Source organism: Halospina sp. K52047b, assembly GCF_008709855.1.
Classification (GTDB): domain Bacteria; phylum Pseudomonadota; class Gammaproteobacteria; order Pseudomonadales; family Oleiphilaceae; genus Halospina; species Halospina utahensis_B.
Genome location: NZ_VYJH01000005.1, coordinates 41931 through 59371, shown reverse-complemented (window position 1 = coordinate 59371; position 17441 = coordinate 41931). Strand labels below are relative to the sequence as shown.

Annotated in this window: 18 protein-coding genes; 14 read left to right on the top strand and 4 right to left on the bottom strand. The window is 64.5% G+C overall.

Annotated elements, in window-relative coordinates:
• Positions 1-101 precede the first annotated feature (101 nt).
• The 8 genes from F3089_RS08170 to F3089_RS08135 are packed head-to-tail and all read left to right on the top strand — an operon-like array spanning position 102 to position 7456.
• On the top strand, positions 102-1163 hold the full coding sequence (locus F3089_RS08170) for a tetratricopeptide repeat protein (protein WP_151440360.1): 1062 nt from the start codon (positions 102-104) through the stop codon (positions 1161-1163).
• Positions 1160-3961: a tetratricopeptide repeat protein gene (locus F3089_RS08165; RefSeq protein ID WP_192497307.1), complete on the top strand. Its 2802-nt coding sequence runs from the start codon at positions 1160-1162 to the stop codon at positions 3959-3961. The genes F3089_RS08170 and F3089_RS08165 overlap by 4 nt, the downstream gene beginning before the upstream one ends.
• A complete protein-coding gene (locus F3089_RS08160) occupies positions 3945-4544 on the top strand; it encodes a tetratricopeptide repeat protein (protein WP_192497306.1) in 600 nt (199 codons plus the stop codon). Before F3089_RS08165 ends, F3089_RS08160 begins: the two co-directional genes overlap by 17 nt.
• Positions 4541-4864 (top strand): hypothetical protein, encoded by a 324-nt coding sequence (locus F3089_RS08155; protein ID WP_151440357.1) that lies wholly within the window; start codon positions 4541-4543, stop codon positions 4862-4864. Before F3089_RS08160 ends, F3089_RS08155 begins: the two co-directional genes overlap by 4 nt.
• A gap of 41 nt (positions 4865-4905) precedes the next feature.
• Positions 4906-5559, top strand: coding sequence for a MotA/TolQ/ExbB proton channel family protein (locus F3089_RS08150; protein ID WP_151440468.1), 654 nt, complete (start codon positions 4906-4908; stop codon positions 5557-5559).
• Positions 5560-5568: 9 nt separating this feature from the next.
• Positions 5569-6090, top strand: coding sequence for an ExbD/TolR family protein (locus F3089_RS08145; protein WP_151440356.1), 522 nt, complete (start codon positions 5569-5571; stop codon positions 6088-6090).
• Positions 6087-6578: an ExbD/TolR family protein gene (locus F3089_RS08140; protein WP_151440355.1), complete on the top strand. Its 492-nt coding sequence runs from the start codon at positions 6087-6089 to the stop codon at positions 6576-6578. The genes F3089_RS08145 and F3089_RS08140 overlap by 4 nt, the downstream gene beginning before the upstream one ends.
• Positions 6575-7456, top strand: coding sequence for an AgmX/PglI C-terminal domain-containing protein (locus F3089_RS08135; protein WP_151440354.1), 882 nt, complete (start codon positions 6575-6577; stop codon positions 7454-7456). Before F3089_RS08140 ends, F3089_RS08135 begins: the two co-directional genes overlap by 4 nt.
• 3 nt (positions 7457-7459) lie before the next feature.
• Here F3089_RS08135 and F3089_RS08130 read toward each other — a convergent pair whose 3' ends face one another.
• The 4 genes from F3089_RS08130 to ettA all read right to left on the bottom strand — a co-directional run bounded on the left by F3089_RS08130 (position 7460) and on the right by ettA (position 12070).
• On the bottom strand, positions 7460-8203 hold the full coding sequence (locus F3089_RS08130) for a lysophospholipid acyltransferase family protein (protein ID WP_151440353.1): 744 nt from the start codon (positions 8201-8203) through the stop codon (positions 7460-7462).
• A gap of 121 nt (positions 8204-8324) precedes the next feature.
• Positions 8325-10007, bottom strand: coding sequence for an HAD family hydrolase (locus tag F3089_RS08125; RefSeq protein WP_225741714.1), 1683 nt, complete (start codon positions 10005-10007; stop codon positions 8325-8327).
• On the bottom strand, positions 9979-10344 hold the full coding sequence (locus tag F3089_RS08120; RefSeq protein ID WP_151440352.1) for a PilZ domain-containing protein: 366 nt from the start codon (positions 10342-10344) through the stop codon (positions 9979-9981). The genes F3089_RS08125 and F3089_RS08120 overlap by 29 nt, the downstream gene beginning before the upstream one ends.
• A gap of 64 nt (positions 10345-10408) precedes the next feature.
• Entirely contained in the window at positions 10409-12070 is a 1662-nt protein-coding gene (gene ettA / locus F3089_RS08115) for an energy-dependent translational throttle protein EttA (RefSeq protein ID WP_151440351.1), read from the bottom strand.
• Positions 12071-12330: 260 nt separating this feature from the next.
• On the opposite strand from ettA, the gene glyA reads away from it, so the two are divergent.
• The 6 genes from glyA to nusB are packed head-to-tail and all read left to right on the top strand — an operon-like array spanning position 12331 to position 17436.
• On the top strand, positions 12331-13587 hold the full coding sequence (gene glyA, locus F3089_RS08110; RefSeq protein WP_151440350.1) for a serine hydroxymethyltransferase: 1257 nt from the start codon (positions 12331-12333) through the stop codon (positions 13585-13587).
• Positions 13588-13628: 41 nt separating this feature from the next.
• Entirely contained in the window at positions 13629-14147 is a 519-nt protein-coding gene (gene nrdR, locus F3089_RS08105) for a transcriptional regulator NrdR (RefSeq protein ID WP_095618076.1), read from the top strand.
• Positions 14148-14167: 20 nt separating this feature from the next.
• Positions 14168-15301: a bifunctional diaminohydroxyphosphoribosylaminopyrimidine deaminase/5-amino-6-(5-phosphoribosylamino)uracil reductase RibD gene (ribD, locus tag F3089_RS08100; RefSeq protein ID WP_353623143.1), complete on the top strand. Its 1134-nt coding sequence runs from the start codon at positions 14168-14170 to the stop codon at positions 15299-15301.
• Between the two features lie 22 nt (positions 15302-15323).
• Positions 15324-16460, top strand: a complete 1137-nt coding sequence (ribBA, locus tag F3089_RS08095; protein WP_151440349.1) for a bifunctional 3,4-dihydroxy-2-butanone-4-phosphate synthase/GTP cyclohydrolase II — start codon at positions 15324-15326, stop codon at positions 16458-16460.
• 26 nt (positions 16461-16486) lie between these two features.
• A complete protein-coding gene (ribH, locus tag F3089_RS08090; protein ID WP_151440348.1) occupies positions 16487-16966 on the top strand; it encodes a 6,7-dimethyl-8-ribityllumazine synthase in 480 nt (159 codons plus the stop codon).
• Positions 16963-17436 carry a transcription antitermination factor NusB gene (nusB, locus tag F3089_RS08085; RefSeq protein WP_151440347.1) on the top strand — a complete coding sequence of 158 codons (474 nt, stop codon included), beginning with the start codon at positions 16963-16965 and terminating at the stop codon, positions 17434-17436. The genes ribH and nusB overlap by 4 nt, the downstream gene beginning before the upstream one ends.
• The last annotated feature ends 5 nt before the right edge of the window (positions 17437-17441 follow it).

The window sequence follows — 17441 nt, the reverse complement described above, 5'->3', positions numbered from 1 at the left end:
AACACTCCGGATCGCCAGTGGGTGACCTGTCCCACATCCCGTGCTGACCGCGATTGATAAACTGGCCGCCGCCTATCCCGGGAACCCGGAGTCTGGAGGTTATGGCGATCCGGTTGATTACGGTCTTTTTCCTTTTCTGCGCTCTGTTCGTTCCGTCAGCGCTGGCCTCCTCGTTGGACCGTGCACGGGAAGCGCTCGACCAGGATACCCCGGAGCGTGCGGAATCCATCCTGTCCGAGAATATCCAGCCCGACAGTGTGAGCGATGAGGAGCGTGATGAACTCTTTTTCCTGCTCGCCGAGACCGCACGTCACTACGAGCACTTCAGTGAGGCCGGTAACCAGCTTAACCGCATCAGTGACCCGTTCTGGGGGGGCATGGGGTATTACAACCTGGCCATGGCGTACCTGGAGCGGCAATCGCTGAGTCGCACGCGCGTTGCGCTGCGGGTGGTCCGGTCGCTGGCTGCTGGCGATGGCTCACTGCGGGGCGCGGATCTGGTCAGCCGGGCGCGTATCGCCGAGGGGCTGCTCGCCCTGCGTCAGGACGATGCCCGGCGGGCGGAGCAGGCCCTGAGCCGTGTGCGCACGGACAGCACCCTGGTCAGCGAGGGCCTCTACCTGCTTGGCATCGCACGGGCCCGAAACGGCAGCCTGCACCGTGCCCTCCAGACCTGGCAGCGGGTGGCGCGTTTTCCGGTGGCCTGGCCGGGGGTGGCGGAGGCACGGTTGGCGCGCGTCTGGGGTTACAGCGAGTCCGGTCATCACGGTGAAGCGCTGACAACGGCGGAACGCAACCATGCCTACCTTGAGCGCAGCATCGAACGGCTTGACGGCCTGCGGGAGCAGGTGAGGGAACACGGGTTGGCGCGCCTGATCCGTTCGGAGCTGCAGGGAGATCAGGATCTGGTTGAGTTCCTGCGGGGCAGCAGGAACCACACCCGTTCGCCACTGATTGCCTGGGTGCTGGAATATGTGGCGGATGGCGGCGATCCCTCGGTGGAGTCAGCGAAACTGGACTCCGGATTTCTCGGGTTCCTGGCAGATGAGCGTGAACGGCTGGTGGGGTTCCGGGACCGCAACCTGCGGCAGCAGGCGCTGGTCTATGAGCAGGTGGCCCTGCGCCAGACGGAAAGGCCGGTTCAGCGGGGCGGATGGGAATGATGCGTGCCGGTCGCCTCCTGAATGCGGGCCTCATTGCGCTCCTTATGACCGGTGCCAGTGGCGCGCGCGCAACCGTGCTCCTGCAGGAAGGCGCGGCTACGCTGGGGGACCTCAGCCCCATTGTCATCCGTACGGGTAGCGGCACCGGGCCGGACGCCTCGCTGGAAGAGGCGGTGCGCCGTCACGCCCGGGTTTTCCGGCGGGCGGATGACCCGCTGGTGCGGGTGCATACGCTTAACCGCATCCAGAATCTCCAGGCCCGTTTCGGCGATCCGCTGGGCCTCTCCGAGAAAGCCTCAGAACGTCTGCACAGGGAGGCGCTGGACGACTTTGAGACCCTGCTGGCAGGCGCAAAGGGCGAACGGGAGGCGGAGCTGCTGTACGAGGCGGCCCGGGCCAGCGATATCGCGGGCCAGCCACGGCGCTCCGTGGGGTATCTGGAGCGGATCCTGGAGCAGCATGGGAATTCGCAGTTCATGGCGGAAGCGGCATTCCGCACGGGCGAGCACCGTTTCAGTCAGGGCCGATACGCGGACGCGGCGGAGGCTTTCCGGGCGGCCCGTGAGCATGGGCCGGATGACGATTTCCGCAATGACAGCCTCTACATGCTGGGTTGGAGCCGTTTTCTCAATGACGAGGCCATGAAGGCGGCGGGGCTCTTCCTGGTGTTCATGGACCGCTATCACGATCAGGGCACCGGCTTCGCCAGTGTCTCGGGCAAGGACGCCGAGCAGGTGGCGGATGCCCAGCGGGTGCTCAGCCTCATCGCCACCTATGATCGTGGCCCGGAAACACTCGCGCGCGTGCTCGATGCCCATGGCGACCGCCCCTATGTCGCTACCCTCTATGATCACCTCCTGCGCTTCCTGAGGGAGCGGGGTGATCATCAGGGCAGTGTGGCCACCGCCGAAGCCTTCCGTGCCCGCTACCCGGACCATGCCGCGGCGCCGGCGATGCTCACGGAAGTGGTTGAGAGCTGGCGGCTGGCGGGCAACACCGAACGGATGCGTGATGCCATGGCGGAGGCGGTGGAAGCCCATGCCGAGCCGGACGCGATGGCCGCGCTTGACCGGCCGGTGCGCCGGCAGGTGATGGGCTATCTGCGTGCACTGGGCGTGTGGCATTACACCCGTGGCCAGGCTCTGGAAGGCGGCGAATCCCGCAGCCATTACCGCCAGGCATCCCAGCGGCTGCGCCAGTACGCCGACCGTGCCGGGCGCTTCCGGATGGAGGCCGACGCCATGGGAACCGGTGCCGGCTACATGGTGCTGCTTGCAGGGGATGCCGCCCTGCGGGGTGGCCGCATCGCGCAGGCTGCCGGCCTGTATGAGTGTGCGGCCTGGTCCGAACCGCCCTTTCCGGGCGCGGGTGAGGCAGCCTATGCGCTTGTTCAGCTGCGCCAGGACCAGTGGCACAGGCAGGAGGACGCGGATGCCAGGAATCGGCTGATCGCGGATGCCCGCCGCTTTGTTCAGGACTTCCCCTGGTACGCTGATATCAACGGCGTGCGGCAGACACTGGCGAACCGGCTGTACGAGGCGGGGCGGTATACCGAAGCACGCGGGGTGGCGCGGACCCTGGTGGACGCCGATGCCACAGACGATCAGCACCGGGCAGGCTGGATCCTGCTGGGGCATCTGCGCACGGACGCGGAGGAATACGCGAATGCCGCCAGCGCCTGGGCCGAGGTGCGGAAGCTGACACCGGAGGAGGACGATCGTCTGGCGGATTTCCGGGAGCGCCATGGCCTGGCTCTCTATCGGGAGGCTCAACGGCTGGCCGCCGGGGAACAGTCAGAGCAGGCCCGAACCTGGTTCCAGAAGGCCTACAGGGCAGCGCCTGGCACCGATGTGGCCGCCAGCGCCCGCTATGATGAAACCGGCCTGGTGCTGGAGCTGGCGCAATGGGATGAAGCCATCCGCCTTCTGCAGACATTCCGCCAGCGCTTCCCGGAACATGAGCTGGCCCCGGGGGCGGGCGAACGTATTGTGCATGCCCACCGCCAGGCGGGCCGCCCGGGAAAGGCAGCGGATGCCATGCTCGCGACAGACCCGGATGATCTGGACCCTGAGGAACGCTGGAGCCGTCAGCTGCGGGCCGCCCGCTACTACCGTGAGGCGGGGCGCCTGCCGGATGCGGTGGCGCTTTACGAACGTTACCTGGCGGACGGGACCGACCATCTGGGCGGGCATGCCTTCCAGCAGGAGCGCCGGCATGAGCTTGCAATGATGCAGAAGACGCTGGAAAGGGAGGAGGCACTGGCCGGGACCCACAGGGCCATTGTCGAAGCCGAGGATGGGGCCGAAGGAACAGCCCGGAGCGCCCGGCTGGCCAGTCGCAGTGCACTCTGGCTGGGCCGGCGTGCTGCTGACGTGTTTGGGCGGATCGAGCTCGGGGCGCCGCTGGAGGAGTCGCTGGCACGCAAGCGTGACGTCCTCTCCGAGAGCCTGGAATGGTTTCGCAGAGCGGAGCGTTTCGGCATCGCGGAGACCGCCACCGAAAGCACCTATCGCATGGCGGAGCTGTACCGCCAGCTGGCTCAGGACGTGCTTGACTCCGAGCGCCCCTCAGGCCTGACGGATCTCCAGGCCAACCAGTACGAGATGTTGCTGGAAGAGGAAGCCTATCCCTTTGAGGAAAAAGCCATTGAACTCCACCAGCGCAATCAGCAGCGGATCCCCGAGGGCCACTGGACGGGATGGGTGAGCCGCAGCCTCGACAGCCTGGCGGATCTTTTCCCGGCCCGCTATGAACGCGACCTGCAATGGACGGAGGCACGCCATGAAGCGGCGCGCTGAATGGGGGATGGTGCTCGTCCTGGGGGTCCTGGCCGGCTGTGCCGGTATGCAGTCAGGGCCGGAGCCCGACGGACGTATGCCCGACAGAGTGGCGCTGGTTACGCCAGCGCTGGATCCGTCGGACCGGGATCGGCTGGAGCAGGTGCGCGCTGCGCTCGCTGGTGGTAGCCCGGCTGCTGCGGGGCGACAGCTTGAGCGGGTGGAAGACGATCACCGCTTCCACCCGGACGTTCTGATGCTGAGGGCCATGGTGGCCCGTCACCAGGACAGGCCGGGGCGGGCAGTTCGGGCGCTGGAGGCACTGCTGGACCAGTCCCCGCAGCATGCGGCGGCGGCCAACGACCTGGCGCTGCTCTACCGGCAACAGGGGCGGATTGATCAGGCCACGGCGCTGCTGCGCCAGGCGTTGGAGGCCAATCCTGATCGCCCGCAGCTGCACTACAACCTCGCTGTCCTCTCGGAACTCTATCTGCTCGATCTGGAACAGGCTCTGACCCATTACCGGCGTTACCAGTCGCTGACGGACGCCGAGGATGAGGAGGTCGCCCTGTGGATCCGGGACCTGGAACGGAGGGTGGAATGAAGACGCGGCACAGAACCCTGTTGATGGCCCTGGCGTTGTTGGCCCTGGCGTTGTTGGCCCTGCCGGTGACAGCCCAGGACGACCCGGAAGGCATCCGCATCGAGGGTGTGGACGAGCGCCCGGGTGTGATGCACCTGATGCCCTGGCGACTGCCCAGGGATGCCCCCATGGAGGCGCCCAGGGCGGAACAGGGGCGTCTGGGAGAGCTCCTCAGCCCCCTCGATGATCAGAGCTACCGTCGTTATCTCAGATACCGCAGTGACCCCGGCATGCTTCTGGAAGCGCTGTCGGGGGCTGCCTCAACCGGAGAGACCCGCTGACCATGCAGACACCGATAGCCAACGCAACGGAGATCCCACTGATGGAATCCGCAGTCCGTTTCTTCCAGCAAGGGGGGCTGTTCATGGTTCCCATTGCCCTGATCCTGCTCATCGGTCTGGCGATTGTGCTGGAGCGCATGATCTACCTGCAGGTGGCACGACGGCGCAACCGCAGGCTCTTTGAGTCCGGGCTCTGGCCGCTGTTGCAGAAGGGGGAGTTCCAGAAGGCCTCGAAAGCGGCCCGGGAGTCGGGCGTCGAGGTGGGCGAGATGGTGGCCGCCGGGCTGGCCCGCTTCCGTAACAGCCAGTCGCGTTCGGACGTGGAATATGCCATGGAGGAGGGGCTGATGGAGGTGCTGCCACGCTTCGAGAAGCGCACGCCCTACCTGGCCACCCTGGCCAACGTGGCCACACTGCTGGGGCTGCTGGGCACCATCATGGGCCTGATCTCGGCCTTCACCGCCGTGGCGGAGGCCGATCCGGCGGACAAGGCCAGCATGCTCTCGGACAGCATCTCCGTGGCCATGAACACCACGGCTTTCGGCCTGATGTCCGCCATTCCGCTGCTGCTGGCCCATGCCTATCTCCAGACCCGTACCAATGAAATGATCGACAGTCTGGAGATGGCCGGGGTCAAGCTCCTGAACCTGATCTCGGAAACCCAGGCGGGCAGTACCGCGCGCAGTGAAGGGTGAGGCCGGCCCATGAGACGACGCCGACATCGCCGGCAGACGGCGGAAGCCGACCTGAACATCACGCCTTTCCTGAACCTGATGATCGTGCTGGTGCCCGTGCTGCTGTTGAGTATGGTCTTCACCCAGACCCGCATCCTGGAACTGCGCTTCCCGGAAGCCGGTGAGCGCCTGGATGAGATGGTGGACGACGGGGAGGAACTCGCGCTCTACGTGATCGTGCGTGACGGGCGCCTCGAGGTGGGTGACCGTAATGGGGGCGTACTCCGGCATTTCGAGCCGGTTGAAGAGGGCCGCCCGGACTTTGCGGGGCTGCGGGAGCTTCTCAAGGGCGTGAAGGAGCGCTTCCCGGAGATCCGTGATATCCGGCTTCTGGCGGGGCCGGATACGGATTACCAGACACTGGTGACCACCATGGATACCGTTCGTGGCTACCCGGAGGTGGTGGCGGCGGATGCGGTCACCGCGGAACTCTTCCCGGACATCGCCCTCGGTGATGCGCCGGCGCCTGAGGGTGGGGGGGCGGACTCATGAAGGCATCCCGCCGCGCCCGCCGTATCCAGCGCCACTATCGGCGCATGAACCGCCCGGGTGGGCTGAACCTCACCGCCCTGATGGACATTTTCACCATCCTGGTGTTCTTCCTGATGGTGAACTCCTCGGATGTTCAGGTCCTGCAGGAGGACAGCGATATCCAGCTGCCGCGCTCCGCGGCGGAGCAGGTGCCGGAAAGTATCCTGCGGGTGGTGGTGGCCGGTGAAAGCATCCTCGTCGGTGGCAGCGAGGTGGCCCGGCTGGACGGCGTAACCGAGGGCAAGGGTGGCGAGATCATTGCCGATCTCCAGGCGCACCTGGCCGGGAGCGTGGAATCCGGTGATAAGGCCAGGGCGATGATCGTGGCGGACCGGAACCTGGATTACGCACGCCTGCGGCCGGTCATGCGCAGCGCGGTGAATGCGGGCTACACCCGGATTCATCTAGCCGTTGAAAGCACGCCGGAGAGTGAAGGAGGTAGGCCTTGAGCCGTTCTCCGTCGTTGCCGTGGCGCAGCACCCGGGGCGAGGACCGACTGCTCGGGGTGATACTGGCGATGCTGCTGGTGGTTTTCCTGCCGCTGGCCGTGCTGGTGCCTGGAATGGAGTTGCCGGAGCGGGCACCGGAGCAGTCGGACGAACCGGATCCGCAGATGGCGCGCATGCTCGAGGAACCGGAGGAACCTGAACCGGAGCCCAAGCCGGAACCTGAAGCCAGCGAGCCGGAAACGGAACCGGAGGCGGAGGCACCGCAGGCGCCCCAGCCGGAGGAGACGGTTGAAGAAGCGCGGGAAGTGGCGCGTGAATCCGGTCTGGTGGGGATGCGGGATCAGCTGGCGGAGCTGCGTTCGCTGGCGCCGGAGAGGGAGACTGCCATCCGGGAGCCGGGGAAAAGTGCGGATAGCGGTGCCGGGGCGCTTCCGGAGGGGCCGGACGAAGAGCAGCTCATGGCGGATTCGGGCGGCCCTGGTGAACCGGGCGACGTTTCTGTCGAGGAAGGCGAGATAGCCCGCCGCGAAACCCGGGATGTTGCCGGCTCCGAAGACAACTCCGGCGCACAGCCCGCCGAACCGGAGGAGCGCCCCATGGCGAACATCCGGGAGACCTTTGAGCGCAACAAGTCCGCGCTCTTCTCCATCTACAACCGCGCCCGCCGTCAGAATCCGCTGCTGGAGGGTGAGGTGGTGCTGGCCCTGAGAATCGCTCCGGGCGGGAACGTGCTGGATGTGGAGGTGGCCAGCTCAACGCTGGGCGATGAGGGCGTGGCGCGGAAGATTGCCCAGCGTGTTGCGCTGTTCAATTTCGGCGCCATGGAGGTGCCGGAGCGTTCGGTCCGGTTCCCGGTGGATTTCGCGCCACCGGGTTAGGCGTCAGGCGGCCTGCCGGGGATGCCCTTCCTCCGGAACGGGGGACTCGCCATTGAGTTCCGTCAGGTTGCGGATCATCAGCGAGCGGCAGTGCTCCATGAGCCAGGGCACATCGGCACTGCTCAGGTGCTCTGTCTCCACCGGCGGCAGCACCCTTACGGTGATGGTGTGTGGGCCTTTGCCCGATGCCAGTGTTTTCAGGTAGTCGCTGATGCACACCATGGTGATGGGGACCCCCGTGGCGATGGCGGTATGGAAAGCGCCCTTGCGGAAGGGCAGCAGGCCCTGCCCACGGCTGCGTGTGCCCTCCGGCATGATCCATACCGACTGCCCTCTGGCCGCGATCGCGAGATTGGCGGCCGTCATGGCGGTCATTGCCCTGGCCCTGTTGCGCCTCCGGATGAGCACGTTGCCGCCCAGCCAGAAGATCTGACCGAACAGGGGGATCCACCCCAGGCTCTGTTTGCCGACAACCACAGCATTGTCCGGGGTCATGCTGCCGACCACGTAGAGATCCAGGTTCGACTGGTGGTTGGCGATCAGAACGCGCGGCTCGTTGGTGGGAAGGTGCTGCCAGCCTTCCAGGCGTACCCGGGCATTGAGGACCCTCAGGCCGCACCATGCGTACATGCGTGCGCAGACCCTGTTGTTGCCGCGATGGAATGGGCGTGCCACACAGAGCAGAAAGCCGGCCAGGGTTGCTGGTATTGCCGTAATAAAAAGGCCGATCCTGTGAAACCAGCGCATTCGGTATTCCTCGTACAGGTGTTCACTTTATTTCAGTGTACAGCCGTACCGGAAAACTGTCATCGGTCAAATTGTAGTCAGCTGTAACCATCGCCAATGAGGTGTTCCGGAGGGCTCCGGGTCAGGGGGTGGCGTCGTCGAGGCAGGTCAGCAGCATGGCCCAGAATTCGGAAAAGTCGTTGACGACCACATCCGGCCGGTAGGGGTGGTTGGTATCACCCGGAAACAGCCGGTTTAGGGCCGGCAGGTCCCACTGGGCGCTGTTGAAGAATACGGCGGTCTGGCCAGCGCGCTGGGCCGCGCTTACATCCGTGGTGCTGTCGCCCACGTACCAGATGCCGGTGTCCGAGGCTTGCTCCAGGCGTTGCGCCGCGAGCAGCAGCTGGTCCGGGTGAGGTTTGCGGTGGGGCACGTCGTCGCCACAGATGTTGAGGGCGAACAGTTCTGTCCAGCCGCCGTCATCCACCAGCCGCAGTTCCTCCTCGAAGAATTCACGGTCGCGGTTGGTGATCACGCCAATGCGCAGGGGAAGTGTGTTCAGCGTCGAGAGCAGGTCCCGCACCCCCGGTTCCAGTGGCAGCACGGAGCCGTAGTGGCGGCGGTAATGATGCCGGAAAACCTGGTGGGCAAGGCTCTTGCTGGTGTCGTCCTCACCGAAAAGCACCTCGAAAATGTCGGTTCTTGAGATCTTGCGGTCGGCGCGGACCTGGGGGTGCAGGCGGGAGTGGTCGCGTGCGTAGTCCACCAGGCGCTGCTCCTCCGGGGAGCGGGCGTTGGAGGTGGTGGCGATGTTGTCCAGAAGGCCCCGTTCCCGGAGTTCCGGCAGCATGTCGTCCACCGCGTGGTACATGGCGTCCAGGGTATCCACCAGGGTGGCGTGCCAGTCGAACAGGATAACCCTGGGGAGTGTCAGGTTGACCACCGAGGGGTGCCAGTCCGGTTCGATACGGGGTTCCGGCGGCTGCGGCGCCGGATAGGGGGGCGGGCGCCTGGCATCGAGTGTGGCCCTGGCATCGCCCTCCAGATTTTCCGCGATGCGGTCGGTCAGCGCCTCGAAGGAATGGGCGATGGCGGCTGGATGGTGGTCGGGATCGCCGGCAAAACGGCGTTCGATGTACTCCGGCTCCCACTGGCCACCGTTGAAGAACACCGGGGTGACGCCCGCGTTGCCGGCAGTGATCATGTCCGTGGTGCTGTCGCCGACATACCATACCCGTTCATCCGCCGGGCAGCCTGCAGCCTCCGCAGCTTTCAGGATGATCTCTGGGTCGGGTTTGTAGGCGGTGACGTCCCCGGCGCAGACGATGACGTCGATCAGCGGCGTCCAGCGCCCGCCATCAACCAGGGTGAGTTCATGCTCCAGGAATTCCCGGTTGCGGTTGGTGGCCACACCCAGGCGGATGCCGGCGGCACGCCAGACGCTGAGGTACTCGAAGATCCCCTCCTGGAAGGGCCTGACTTCGCCGTAGTGGCTGCGGTAACAGGCGTTGTAGGCTTCGTGGGCAATCTGCTTGGCGGCAGTGTTGTCGCCGAAGATGGCATTGAAGATATCGGTGCGGGAGACCCGGCGTTCCGAAAGGATGCGCGGGTGGAGTCGACGGAAGAGGCGGATGTAGCGCACCAGCCGCGCGTCATCCGCGGTCTTGCACTGGTCTTCCGGGAGCAGTTCCTCCACCAGTCCCAGCTCCTCCAGTTGGGGGAGCATCTCTTCCATGGCTGAGAACATCGCGTCGTGGGTATCCACAACGGTTCCGTGCCAGTCAAAGAGGATCAGTTCAGGTGTCGCTGAGGCGGGCCAGTTCACGGTGCAGCTCCGCTTCGTCGCCGAGGTTCAGTTCCACCAGGCGCCGGAGGTGGGTGGCGCTTTCCAGGTCCATGGACCGGCACTCGAAACCCAGGCAGTCATCTTCCCGGTGCCGCAGCGTGGCGCCCATGGTGATCTGGGTGGTGTTGTCCGAAAGCCAGATGGTGATGGTGTAGCCCTCGCCGGGCTGCCCGCTGAAGTCCTCTGGAGCTTTCAGTAGCGCACCGTGGAGTGAGATGTCCTGTACCTGGCTGGGCCAGATGCGGTCTCCCAGATGGATCTCACAGGCGGCATCGAACAGGATGCGGCTGAAAAAGCGGCGTTCCCGGCTGGCCATGGGGCAAACCTCATCAGGGCGTTTCCTTCACTATAGTGAAAGATGCCCTGATGGGGAAAACCACTCAGGCAAGTTTCTTGTGCTTGACCCGCTTGGGTACCCAGGCGTCCTCGCCCTTGCGGGCGCGCAGGTCGCGGTCGTAATCCGAGAAATTGCCCTCGTGGAAGACCACCTCGCCGTCACTCTCGTAGGCCAGGATGTGGGTGGCGACCCGGTCCAGGAACCAGCGGTCGTGGGAGATGATCATGGCGCAGCCCGGGAATACCAGCAGGGCTTCTTCCAGGGCACGCAGGGTTTCCACGTCCAGATCGTTGGTGGGCTCGTCCAGCAGCAGGACGTTGCCGCCTTCCTGCAGCAGCTTGGCCAGGTGCACCCGGTTGCGTTCACCGCCGGAGAGTTCCTTGATGCGCTTCTGCTGCTCAGCGCCCTTGAAGTTGAACCGGCCCACGTAGGCGCGGGACTGGGTCTGGTACTGGCCCACCTGAATGATGTCCTGGCCGCCGCTGATTTCTTCCCAGACGCTGTTCTCCTCGTTGAGTTCGCGCATCTGGTCCACGTAGGCCAGTTCCACGGTCTCGCCCAGCACGATCTGGCCCTCATCCGGTTGCTCGGTACCGGCGATCATGCGGAAGAGGGTGGACTTACCGGCGCCGTTGCCACCGATGATGCCGACGATGCTGGCCGGCGGCACGCTGAAGGTCAGGTTCTCGAACAGGACTTCGTCGTCATAGCGCTTGGTCACGCCCTCAACCTCGATCACCTTGTTACCCAGGCGTGGACCCGGCGGAATATAGAGTTCGTTGGTCTCGTTGCGCTTCTGGAATTCCTGGGAGTTGAGCTCCTCGAAGCGCTTCAGGCGGGCCTTGTTCTTGGACTGCTGGCCCTTGGCCTGGGTCTTGACCCATTCCAGCTCCTGCTGGACGGCCTTGCGCTGGGAAGCTTCCTGCTTGGCCTCCTGCTCCAGGCGCTTCTCCTTCTGCTCAAGCCAGCCCGTGTAGTTGCCCTGGAAGGGAATGCCCTGACCACGGTCCAGTTCGAGGATCCAGCCGGCGACGTTGTCCAGGAAGTAGCGGTCGTGGGTGATGGCCACCACGGTACCTGGGAAGTCGTGCAGGAAACGCTCCAGCCACGCCACACTCTCGGCGTCCAGGTGGTTGGTGGGCTCGTCCAGCAGCAGCATGTCGGGACTGGAAAGCAGCAGTCGGCACAGCGCCACGCGGCGGCGTTCACCGCCTGAAAGATGGTGTACGCCAGCGTCCCATGGCGGCAGGCGCAGGGCATCCGCAGCCACCTCCATGCGTCGCTCGATATCATGGCCCTCGGAGGCCTGGATGAAGGCTTCCAGCTCGCCCTGCTCCTTGGCGAGGGCGTCGAAATCCGCGTCCGGCTCGGCGTAGGCGGCGTAGATCTCATCCAGACGCGCCAGCGCCTTGTGGACCCCTTCAACGGACTCCTCAATGATCTCACGGACGGTCTTGTTCTCGTCCAGCTGTGGCTCCTGGGGCAGGTAACCGATGTTCAGGCCCGGCAGAGGGCGCGCTTCGCCCACATAATCCGTTTCAACACCGGCCATTATCCGCAGCAGGGTCGACTTACCCGCGCCGTTGAGGCCGAGAACGCCGATCTTAGCGCCGGGGAAGAAACTCAGGTTGATGTCCTTGAGGATCTCTTTCTTCGGGGGAACGACCTTGCCTAGGCCATTCATGCTGAATACGTACTGAGCCATGGAATGGGTATCCTGCTGGGAAGTCGGAAAATGGAAGCTTGAATCTGGACGTACGTTAACCAATCGCAGCTTTCGAGGCAATAAAGACCGCCAGTGGCGGGCGTTCTGGCGCGTTTTGGGGCGGCGGATGTTATTGCGGCCCCTTTTCGGTAGAATAGCCTCGCCTTCAGAGAGACCCCGAGAGTTCATCATCGACCATTTTCTGGCAAGCAAAGGCGTTCCTCGGGGCGCGTCAATTGCCAGCACACGAGAGGCTGACAATGTTTAAGCGAGATATGACCATTGCCGGTTACGACGAGGAAGTCTGGAATGCCATGGAGGCGGAAGTCCGCCGACAGGAAGAGCATATCGAACTGATCGCGTCTGAAAACTACACCAGTCCACGCGTGATGGAAGCGCAGGGCTCGGCACTCACCAACAAGTACGCCGAGGGTTATCCCGGCAAGCGCTACTACGGTGGTTGCGAGCACGTGGACGTGGTAGAGGAGATCGCCATTGAGCGTGCCAAGAAGCTGTTCGGAGCGGATTACGCCAACGTCCAGCCGCATTCCGGTTCCTCCGCCAACAACGCGGTCTACCTGGCGCTGATGAAGCCGGGTGATACGGTGCTGGGCATGAGCCTGGACGCCGGTGGCCACCTGACCCACGGGGCCAGCGTCAACTTCTCCGGCAAGACCTACAATGCGGTGCAGTATGGCCTGGACACGGAAACAGGCATGATCGACTACGACGAAGTCGAGCGCCTGGCGGTTGAGCACAAGCCCAAGGTCGTACTGGCCGGTTTCTCCGCTTACTCCCAGGAGCTGAATTTCAAGCGTTTCCGCGAGATCGCGGACAAAGTGGGCGCTTACCTGTTCGTGGACATGGCCCATGTGGCCGGTCTGGTAGCAGCCGGTGTCTACCCGAACCCGGTGCCCTACGCGGACGTGGTGACGACCACCACTCACAAGACCCTGCGGGGCCCGCGCAGTGGCCTGATCCTGGCCAAGTCCAATCCGGAGCTGGAGAAAAAGTTCAACTCCGCGGTCTTCCCGGGCAGCCAGGGCGGCCCGCTGATGCACGCGATCGCCGGCAAGGCGGTGTGCTTCAAGGAGGCCATGCAGGATGACTTCAAGGAGTACCAGCAGCGTGTGGTGAAGAATGCCCAGGCCATGGCCGAGGTGTTCCAGCAGCGCGGCTTCGACGTGATCTCCGGCGGCACGAAGAACCATCTCTTCCTGCTGAGCCTGATCAAGCAGGACATCACCGGTAAAGACGCGGACGCCGCGCTCAGCAAGGCCAATATCACGGTCAACAAGAACGCGGTCCCCAACGACCCGCGCTCGCCGTTTGTGACCTCAGGTCTTCGGATCGGCACACCGGCGATGACCACGCGTGGCTTTGGTGAAACCGAGGCACGGGACCTGGCCGGCTGGATGTGTGATATCCTTGATGATCTGGAAAATGAAGAGACCATCGAGCGGGTCCGTAAGCAGGTTCTGGAGCTGTGCCGGCGTTTCCCGGTCTACGCTGACTGACCTCCTGCTGATACCCGCTTGCCGTCCGGGAGTGTAACGGGATGCATTGCCCTTTCTGCGGCGAGGCGGATACCAAAGTGATCGACTCGCGCCTGGTTGCCGATGGCGACCAGGTGCGCCGTCGTCGTGAGTGTCTGTCCTGCCGCGAACGCTTCACCACCTTTGAAGGGGCGGAGCTGATTATGCCCCGGGTGGTCAAACAGGACGGCTCGCGGGTTCCCTTCGATGAGGACAGGATGCGCGAGGGCCTGATGAAGGCCCTCGAAAAGCGTCCTGTGGATATTGAGGCCATTGAGGCCGCCATCAATCGGATCAAGTTCCGGCTGCGTTCCACCGGTGAACGGGAAGTGAAATCCCTGATGATCGGTGAGGAGGTCATGTACGAACTGCGCCAGCTCGATAAGGTGGCTTACGTTCGTTTTGCTTCCGTGTACCGCAGCTTCCAGGACATCAATGAATTCAAGGACGAGATCGAGCGGCTGAGCCACTCCGGTGACGTGGGCGATGAATCCCCCGTGACCGTGGCGGCACGGGCGCTGAAGGAATCCGTGGATAAATAGTCCGGAAACGGGTGCCCGCCTTGACCAACGCTTCCGATACCCGATACATGGCCCTGGCGCTGCAGCTTGCCGAACGCGGTCTGTACAGCGCACACCCCAACCCCAGGGTTGGCTGCGTGGTGGTCAGTGAGGGCGACATTGTGGGCTGTGGCTGGCACCGACGGGCCGGCGAGGCTCACGCGGAGGTGAACGCGCTCGCCGAGGCGGGGGCGCGTGCGCGCGGGGCAAGCGTGTATGTGACCCTGGAGCCCTGCAGCCATCATGGGCGCACGCCGCCCTGTGCCCAGGCGCTGGTTGATGCCGGTGTTGCGCGGGTGGTGGTGGCCACCGGGGATCCGAATCCGGCGGTAGCCGGCCAGGGGCTGGCGCTGCTGGAAGCGGCGGGCATCGAAACGCTCAGCGGCGTGCTGGAGGAACCGGCGCGGGCGCTGAACGCGGGTTTTCTGCGGCGCATGGCCGGTGGCGCACCCTGGGTCCGGCTCAAGGTGGCCGCCAGCCTTGATGGGCGTACCGCCATGGCCTCCGGTGAAAGCCAGTGGATCACGGGACCTGACGCCCGCTCGGACGTCCAGCGGCTGCGTGCCCGCTCCGGTGCCATCATCACCGGTTCCGGGACGGTTCTGGACGACGACCCGTCGCTGACGGTGCGCCCTGAAGAGCTGGGGGAGCTCGGAGACAAAACGCTGCCGCCGCAGCAGCCTCTGCGTGTGGTGCTTGACCCGCGTTTGCTTACGGCCCCTGACGCCCGTGTGGTGACGGGGGAGGGGCAATGCCTGGTGGTGAGCACTGCGGCGGCTCTGGAGGAAAGCCGGGCCAGGCCCCTGCGTGACGGTGGTGCCGAAGTGGTTACCGTGGACCCCGATGGCAGTGGCCGACCGGCGCTGGCGGCGGTCCTGGGGCTTCTGGCTGCGCGTGGGATCAATGACGTGCTCATTGAGGCGGGTGCCACGCTGGCGGGCGCGGCCCTGGAAGCGGATGTGATTGACGAATTCTGGCTGTACCTGGCACCAACAATGCTGGGCAGTCGGGCGAAACCCATGGCGGAGCTGGCGCTGGATCGGATGGCGCAACAGCACCGGATGGAGGTATGGGACCGGCGGGTGGTCGGCGCGGATCAGCGACTGATCCTGAAACCCGCGGTGTCCGGCCATTAAGAGACAGCGAACAGGGTGCAGAATGGCGCTGAACAGTATTGAGGAAATCCTTCAGGACATCCGCGAGGGTCGGATGGTCATCCTGATGGACGACGAGGACCGGGAGAATGAAGGTGATGTGATCATGGCCGCCGAGTGCGTCCAGCCCGAGCACGTGACCTTCATGGCCACTGAGGCGCGCGGCCTGATCTGCATGCCCATGGCCCGCGAGCGCTGTGAGCGCCTTAACCTGCCGCTGATGGTACAGCGCAACAGTTCCGGGTTCGGCACCAAGTTCACGGTCTCAATTGAGGCGGCCAAGGGAGTGACTACGGGGATTTCCGCCGCTGACCGGGCCCGCACCGTGCAGGTGGCTGCATCCCGGGGTGCCAGGGCGGAGGATATTGTGAGCCCGGGCCACATCTTCCCGCTGATGGCGCAGCCCGGAGGCGTGCTGTCTCGGGCGGGTCACACCGAGGCGGCCTGCGACCTGGCCAGTATGGCCGGATTCGAGTCGGCCGGTGTGATCTGTGAGGTGATGAACGATGACGGCACCATGGCACGCCGCCCCCAGCTGGAGGAGTTCGCGGAACGCCACGGACTGAAAATCGGCACCATTGCGGACCTGATCCACTACCGCACCATGAACGAACGCACTGTTGAGTGCGTTGATCACTACGAGATGGCGACGGAATACGGGGTATTCCGACTGCACACCTATCGCGATTCCATTCAGGGTGAGACCCATCTGGCACTGACCATGGGTGAGGTGGACCCGGAGAAGCCAACGCTGGTCCGGGTCCACATCACGGACACCCTGCGGGATCTTCTGCACGCCAACTATCCGGGATCGCCACGCTGGCCGCTGCACGAGGCCATGCGCAAGGTGGCCGAGGAAGGCTCAGGGGTGATCGTGCTTCTGAACAACGGCCAGGACAGCTATGCACTGGAGGAGCGCATTCGAGGCTTTTTTGAGGCCCACTCGGATGGCAAGCCATCCACGGACTCCTCAGGCAGTTCCGGTGTCTACCTGACCGTGGGTACCGGTTCCCAGATCCTGCGTGAACTCGGGGTGAGCCGGATGCGGCTGATGAGCGCCCCCATCAAGTTCTCGGGGATTTCCGGATTTGATCTGGAGGTTGTGGAATACCTCCCCTACGATGACGGGAACGGCCAGTAAGGTTGAGACCCGCTACGGAGACAGCAATGACAGACATCAAGACCATTGAGGGTGACTTCACCGACTGCCGCGGGGACTACGCGCTGGTGGTGGGTCGCTTCAACGGGTTCGTGGTTGAGAGCCTGGTGGAGGCGGCTACGGACACCCTGATCCGGCATGGCATCAGCCGGGACAGTATCACCATCTACCGCGTACCGGGCGCGTACGAGATTCCGGTGGCGGCCCAGAAAGTGGCCCGGAGCGGGCGCCATGATGCGGTGATCGCACTGGGCGCGGTGATCCGGGGTGGCACACCCCATTTTGACTACGTGGCCGGGGAAAGTTCCTCCGGTGTGGGCAGTGTGAGTCTGGACACAGGGCTGCCGGTCATTTTCGGCGTACTGACCCTGGACACCATCGAGCAGGCCATTGAGCGCGCCGGCACCAAGGCCGGTAACAAGGGCGCCGACGCTGCCATGACGGCACTGGAAATGGTCAGCCTGTTCCGGAGGATTGACGCGCAATGAGTGAAGGCGGTCAGCCAGAGAGCAACCAGGGCAAGTCACGCCCGGCGGATCGCCGCAAGGCGCGCTCGCTGGCGCTTCAGGCCCTGTATCAGCGCCACTTCTCCGACAGCCCGATCAGCCAGATCGAGGCGGAGTTCGTGACCGACAACGACATGGAGAAGATCGACGGGGCCTACTTCCGGGAGCTGCTGCAGGGCGTGGATCGTTCCCGCAGTGACCTGGACCGTCAGTTCGAGCCCCTGCTGGACCGTCCGGTCAGTGATCTTGACCCCATTGAGCTGGCCATCCTGCGCATCGGCACCTTCGAGCTGATGAACCGCATTGATGTGCCCTACCGTGTGGTGGTCAACGAAGGTATTGAGTTGGCCAAGCGCTTCGGCGGGACCGACGGCCACAAGTACATCAACGGCATACTGGATCGCCTCAGTCCGCGCCTGCGCCCGGCGGAAACACGCTCGCGGCGGGCCTGATCCCG

Excerpts from the sequence above, each read along its gene's own strand:
- F3089_RS08170 (WP_151440360.1), top strand. The coding sequence starts at position 102 with ATGGCGATCCGGTTGATTACGGTCTTTTTCCTTTTCTGCGCTCTGTTC.
- F3089_RS08165 (WP_192497307.1), top strand. The coding sequence starts at position 1,160 with ATGATGCGTGCCGGTCGCCTCCTGAATGCGGGCCTCATTGCGCTCCTT.
- F3089_RS08160 (WP_192497306.1), top strand. The coding sequence starts at position 3,945 with ATGAAGCGGCGCGCTGAATGGGGGATGGTGCTCGTCCTGGGGGTCCTG.
- F3089_RS08155 (WP_151440357.1), top strand. The coding sequence starts at position 4,541 with ATGAAGACGCGGCACAGAACCCTGTTGATGGCCCTGGCGTTGTTGGCC.
- F3089_RS08150 (WP_151440468.1), top strand. The coding sequence starts at position 4,906 with ATGGAATCCGCAGTCCGTTTCTTCCAGCAAGGGGGGCTGTTCATGGTT.
- F3089_RS08145 (WP_151440356.1), top strand. The coding sequence starts at position 5,569 with ATGAGACGACGCCGACATCGCCGGCAGACGGCGGAAGCCGACCTGAAC.
- F3089_RS08140 (WP_151440355.1), top strand. The coding sequence starts at position 6,087 with ATGAAGGCATCCCGCCGCGCCCGCCGTATCCAGCGCCACTATCGGCGC.
- F3089_RS08130 (WP_151440353.1), bottom strand. The coding sequence starts at position 8,203 with ATGCGCTGGTTTCACAGGATCGGCCTTTTTATTACGGCAATACCAGCA.
- F3089_RS08120 (WP_151440352.1), bottom strand. The coding sequence starts at position 10,344 with ATGGCCAGCCGGGAACGCCGCTTTTTCAGCCGCATCCTGTTCGATGCC.
- ettA (WP_151440351.1), bottom strand. The coding sequence starts at position 12,070 with ATGGCTCAGTACGTATTCAGCATGAATGGCCTAGGCAAGGTCGTTCCC.
- glyA (WP_151440350.1), top strand. The coding sequence starts at position 12,331 with ATGTTTAAGCGAGATATGACCATTGCCGGTTACGACGAGGAAGTCTGG.
- nrdR (WP_095618076.1), top strand. The coding sequence starts at position 13,629 with ATGCATTGCCCTTTCTGCGGCGAGGCGGATACCAAAGTGATCGACTCG.
- ribBA (WP_151440349.1), top strand. The coding sequence starts at position 15,324 with ATGGCGCTGAACAGTATTGAGGAAATCCTTCAGGACATCCGCGAGGGT.
- ribH (WP_151440348.1), top strand. The coding sequence starts at position 16,487 with ATGACAGACATCAAGACCATTGAGGGTGACTTCACCGACTGCCGCGGG.
- nusB (WP_151440347.1), top strand. The coding sequence starts at position 16,963 with ATGAGTGAAGGCGGTCAGCCAGAGAGCAACCAGGGCAAGTCACGCCCG.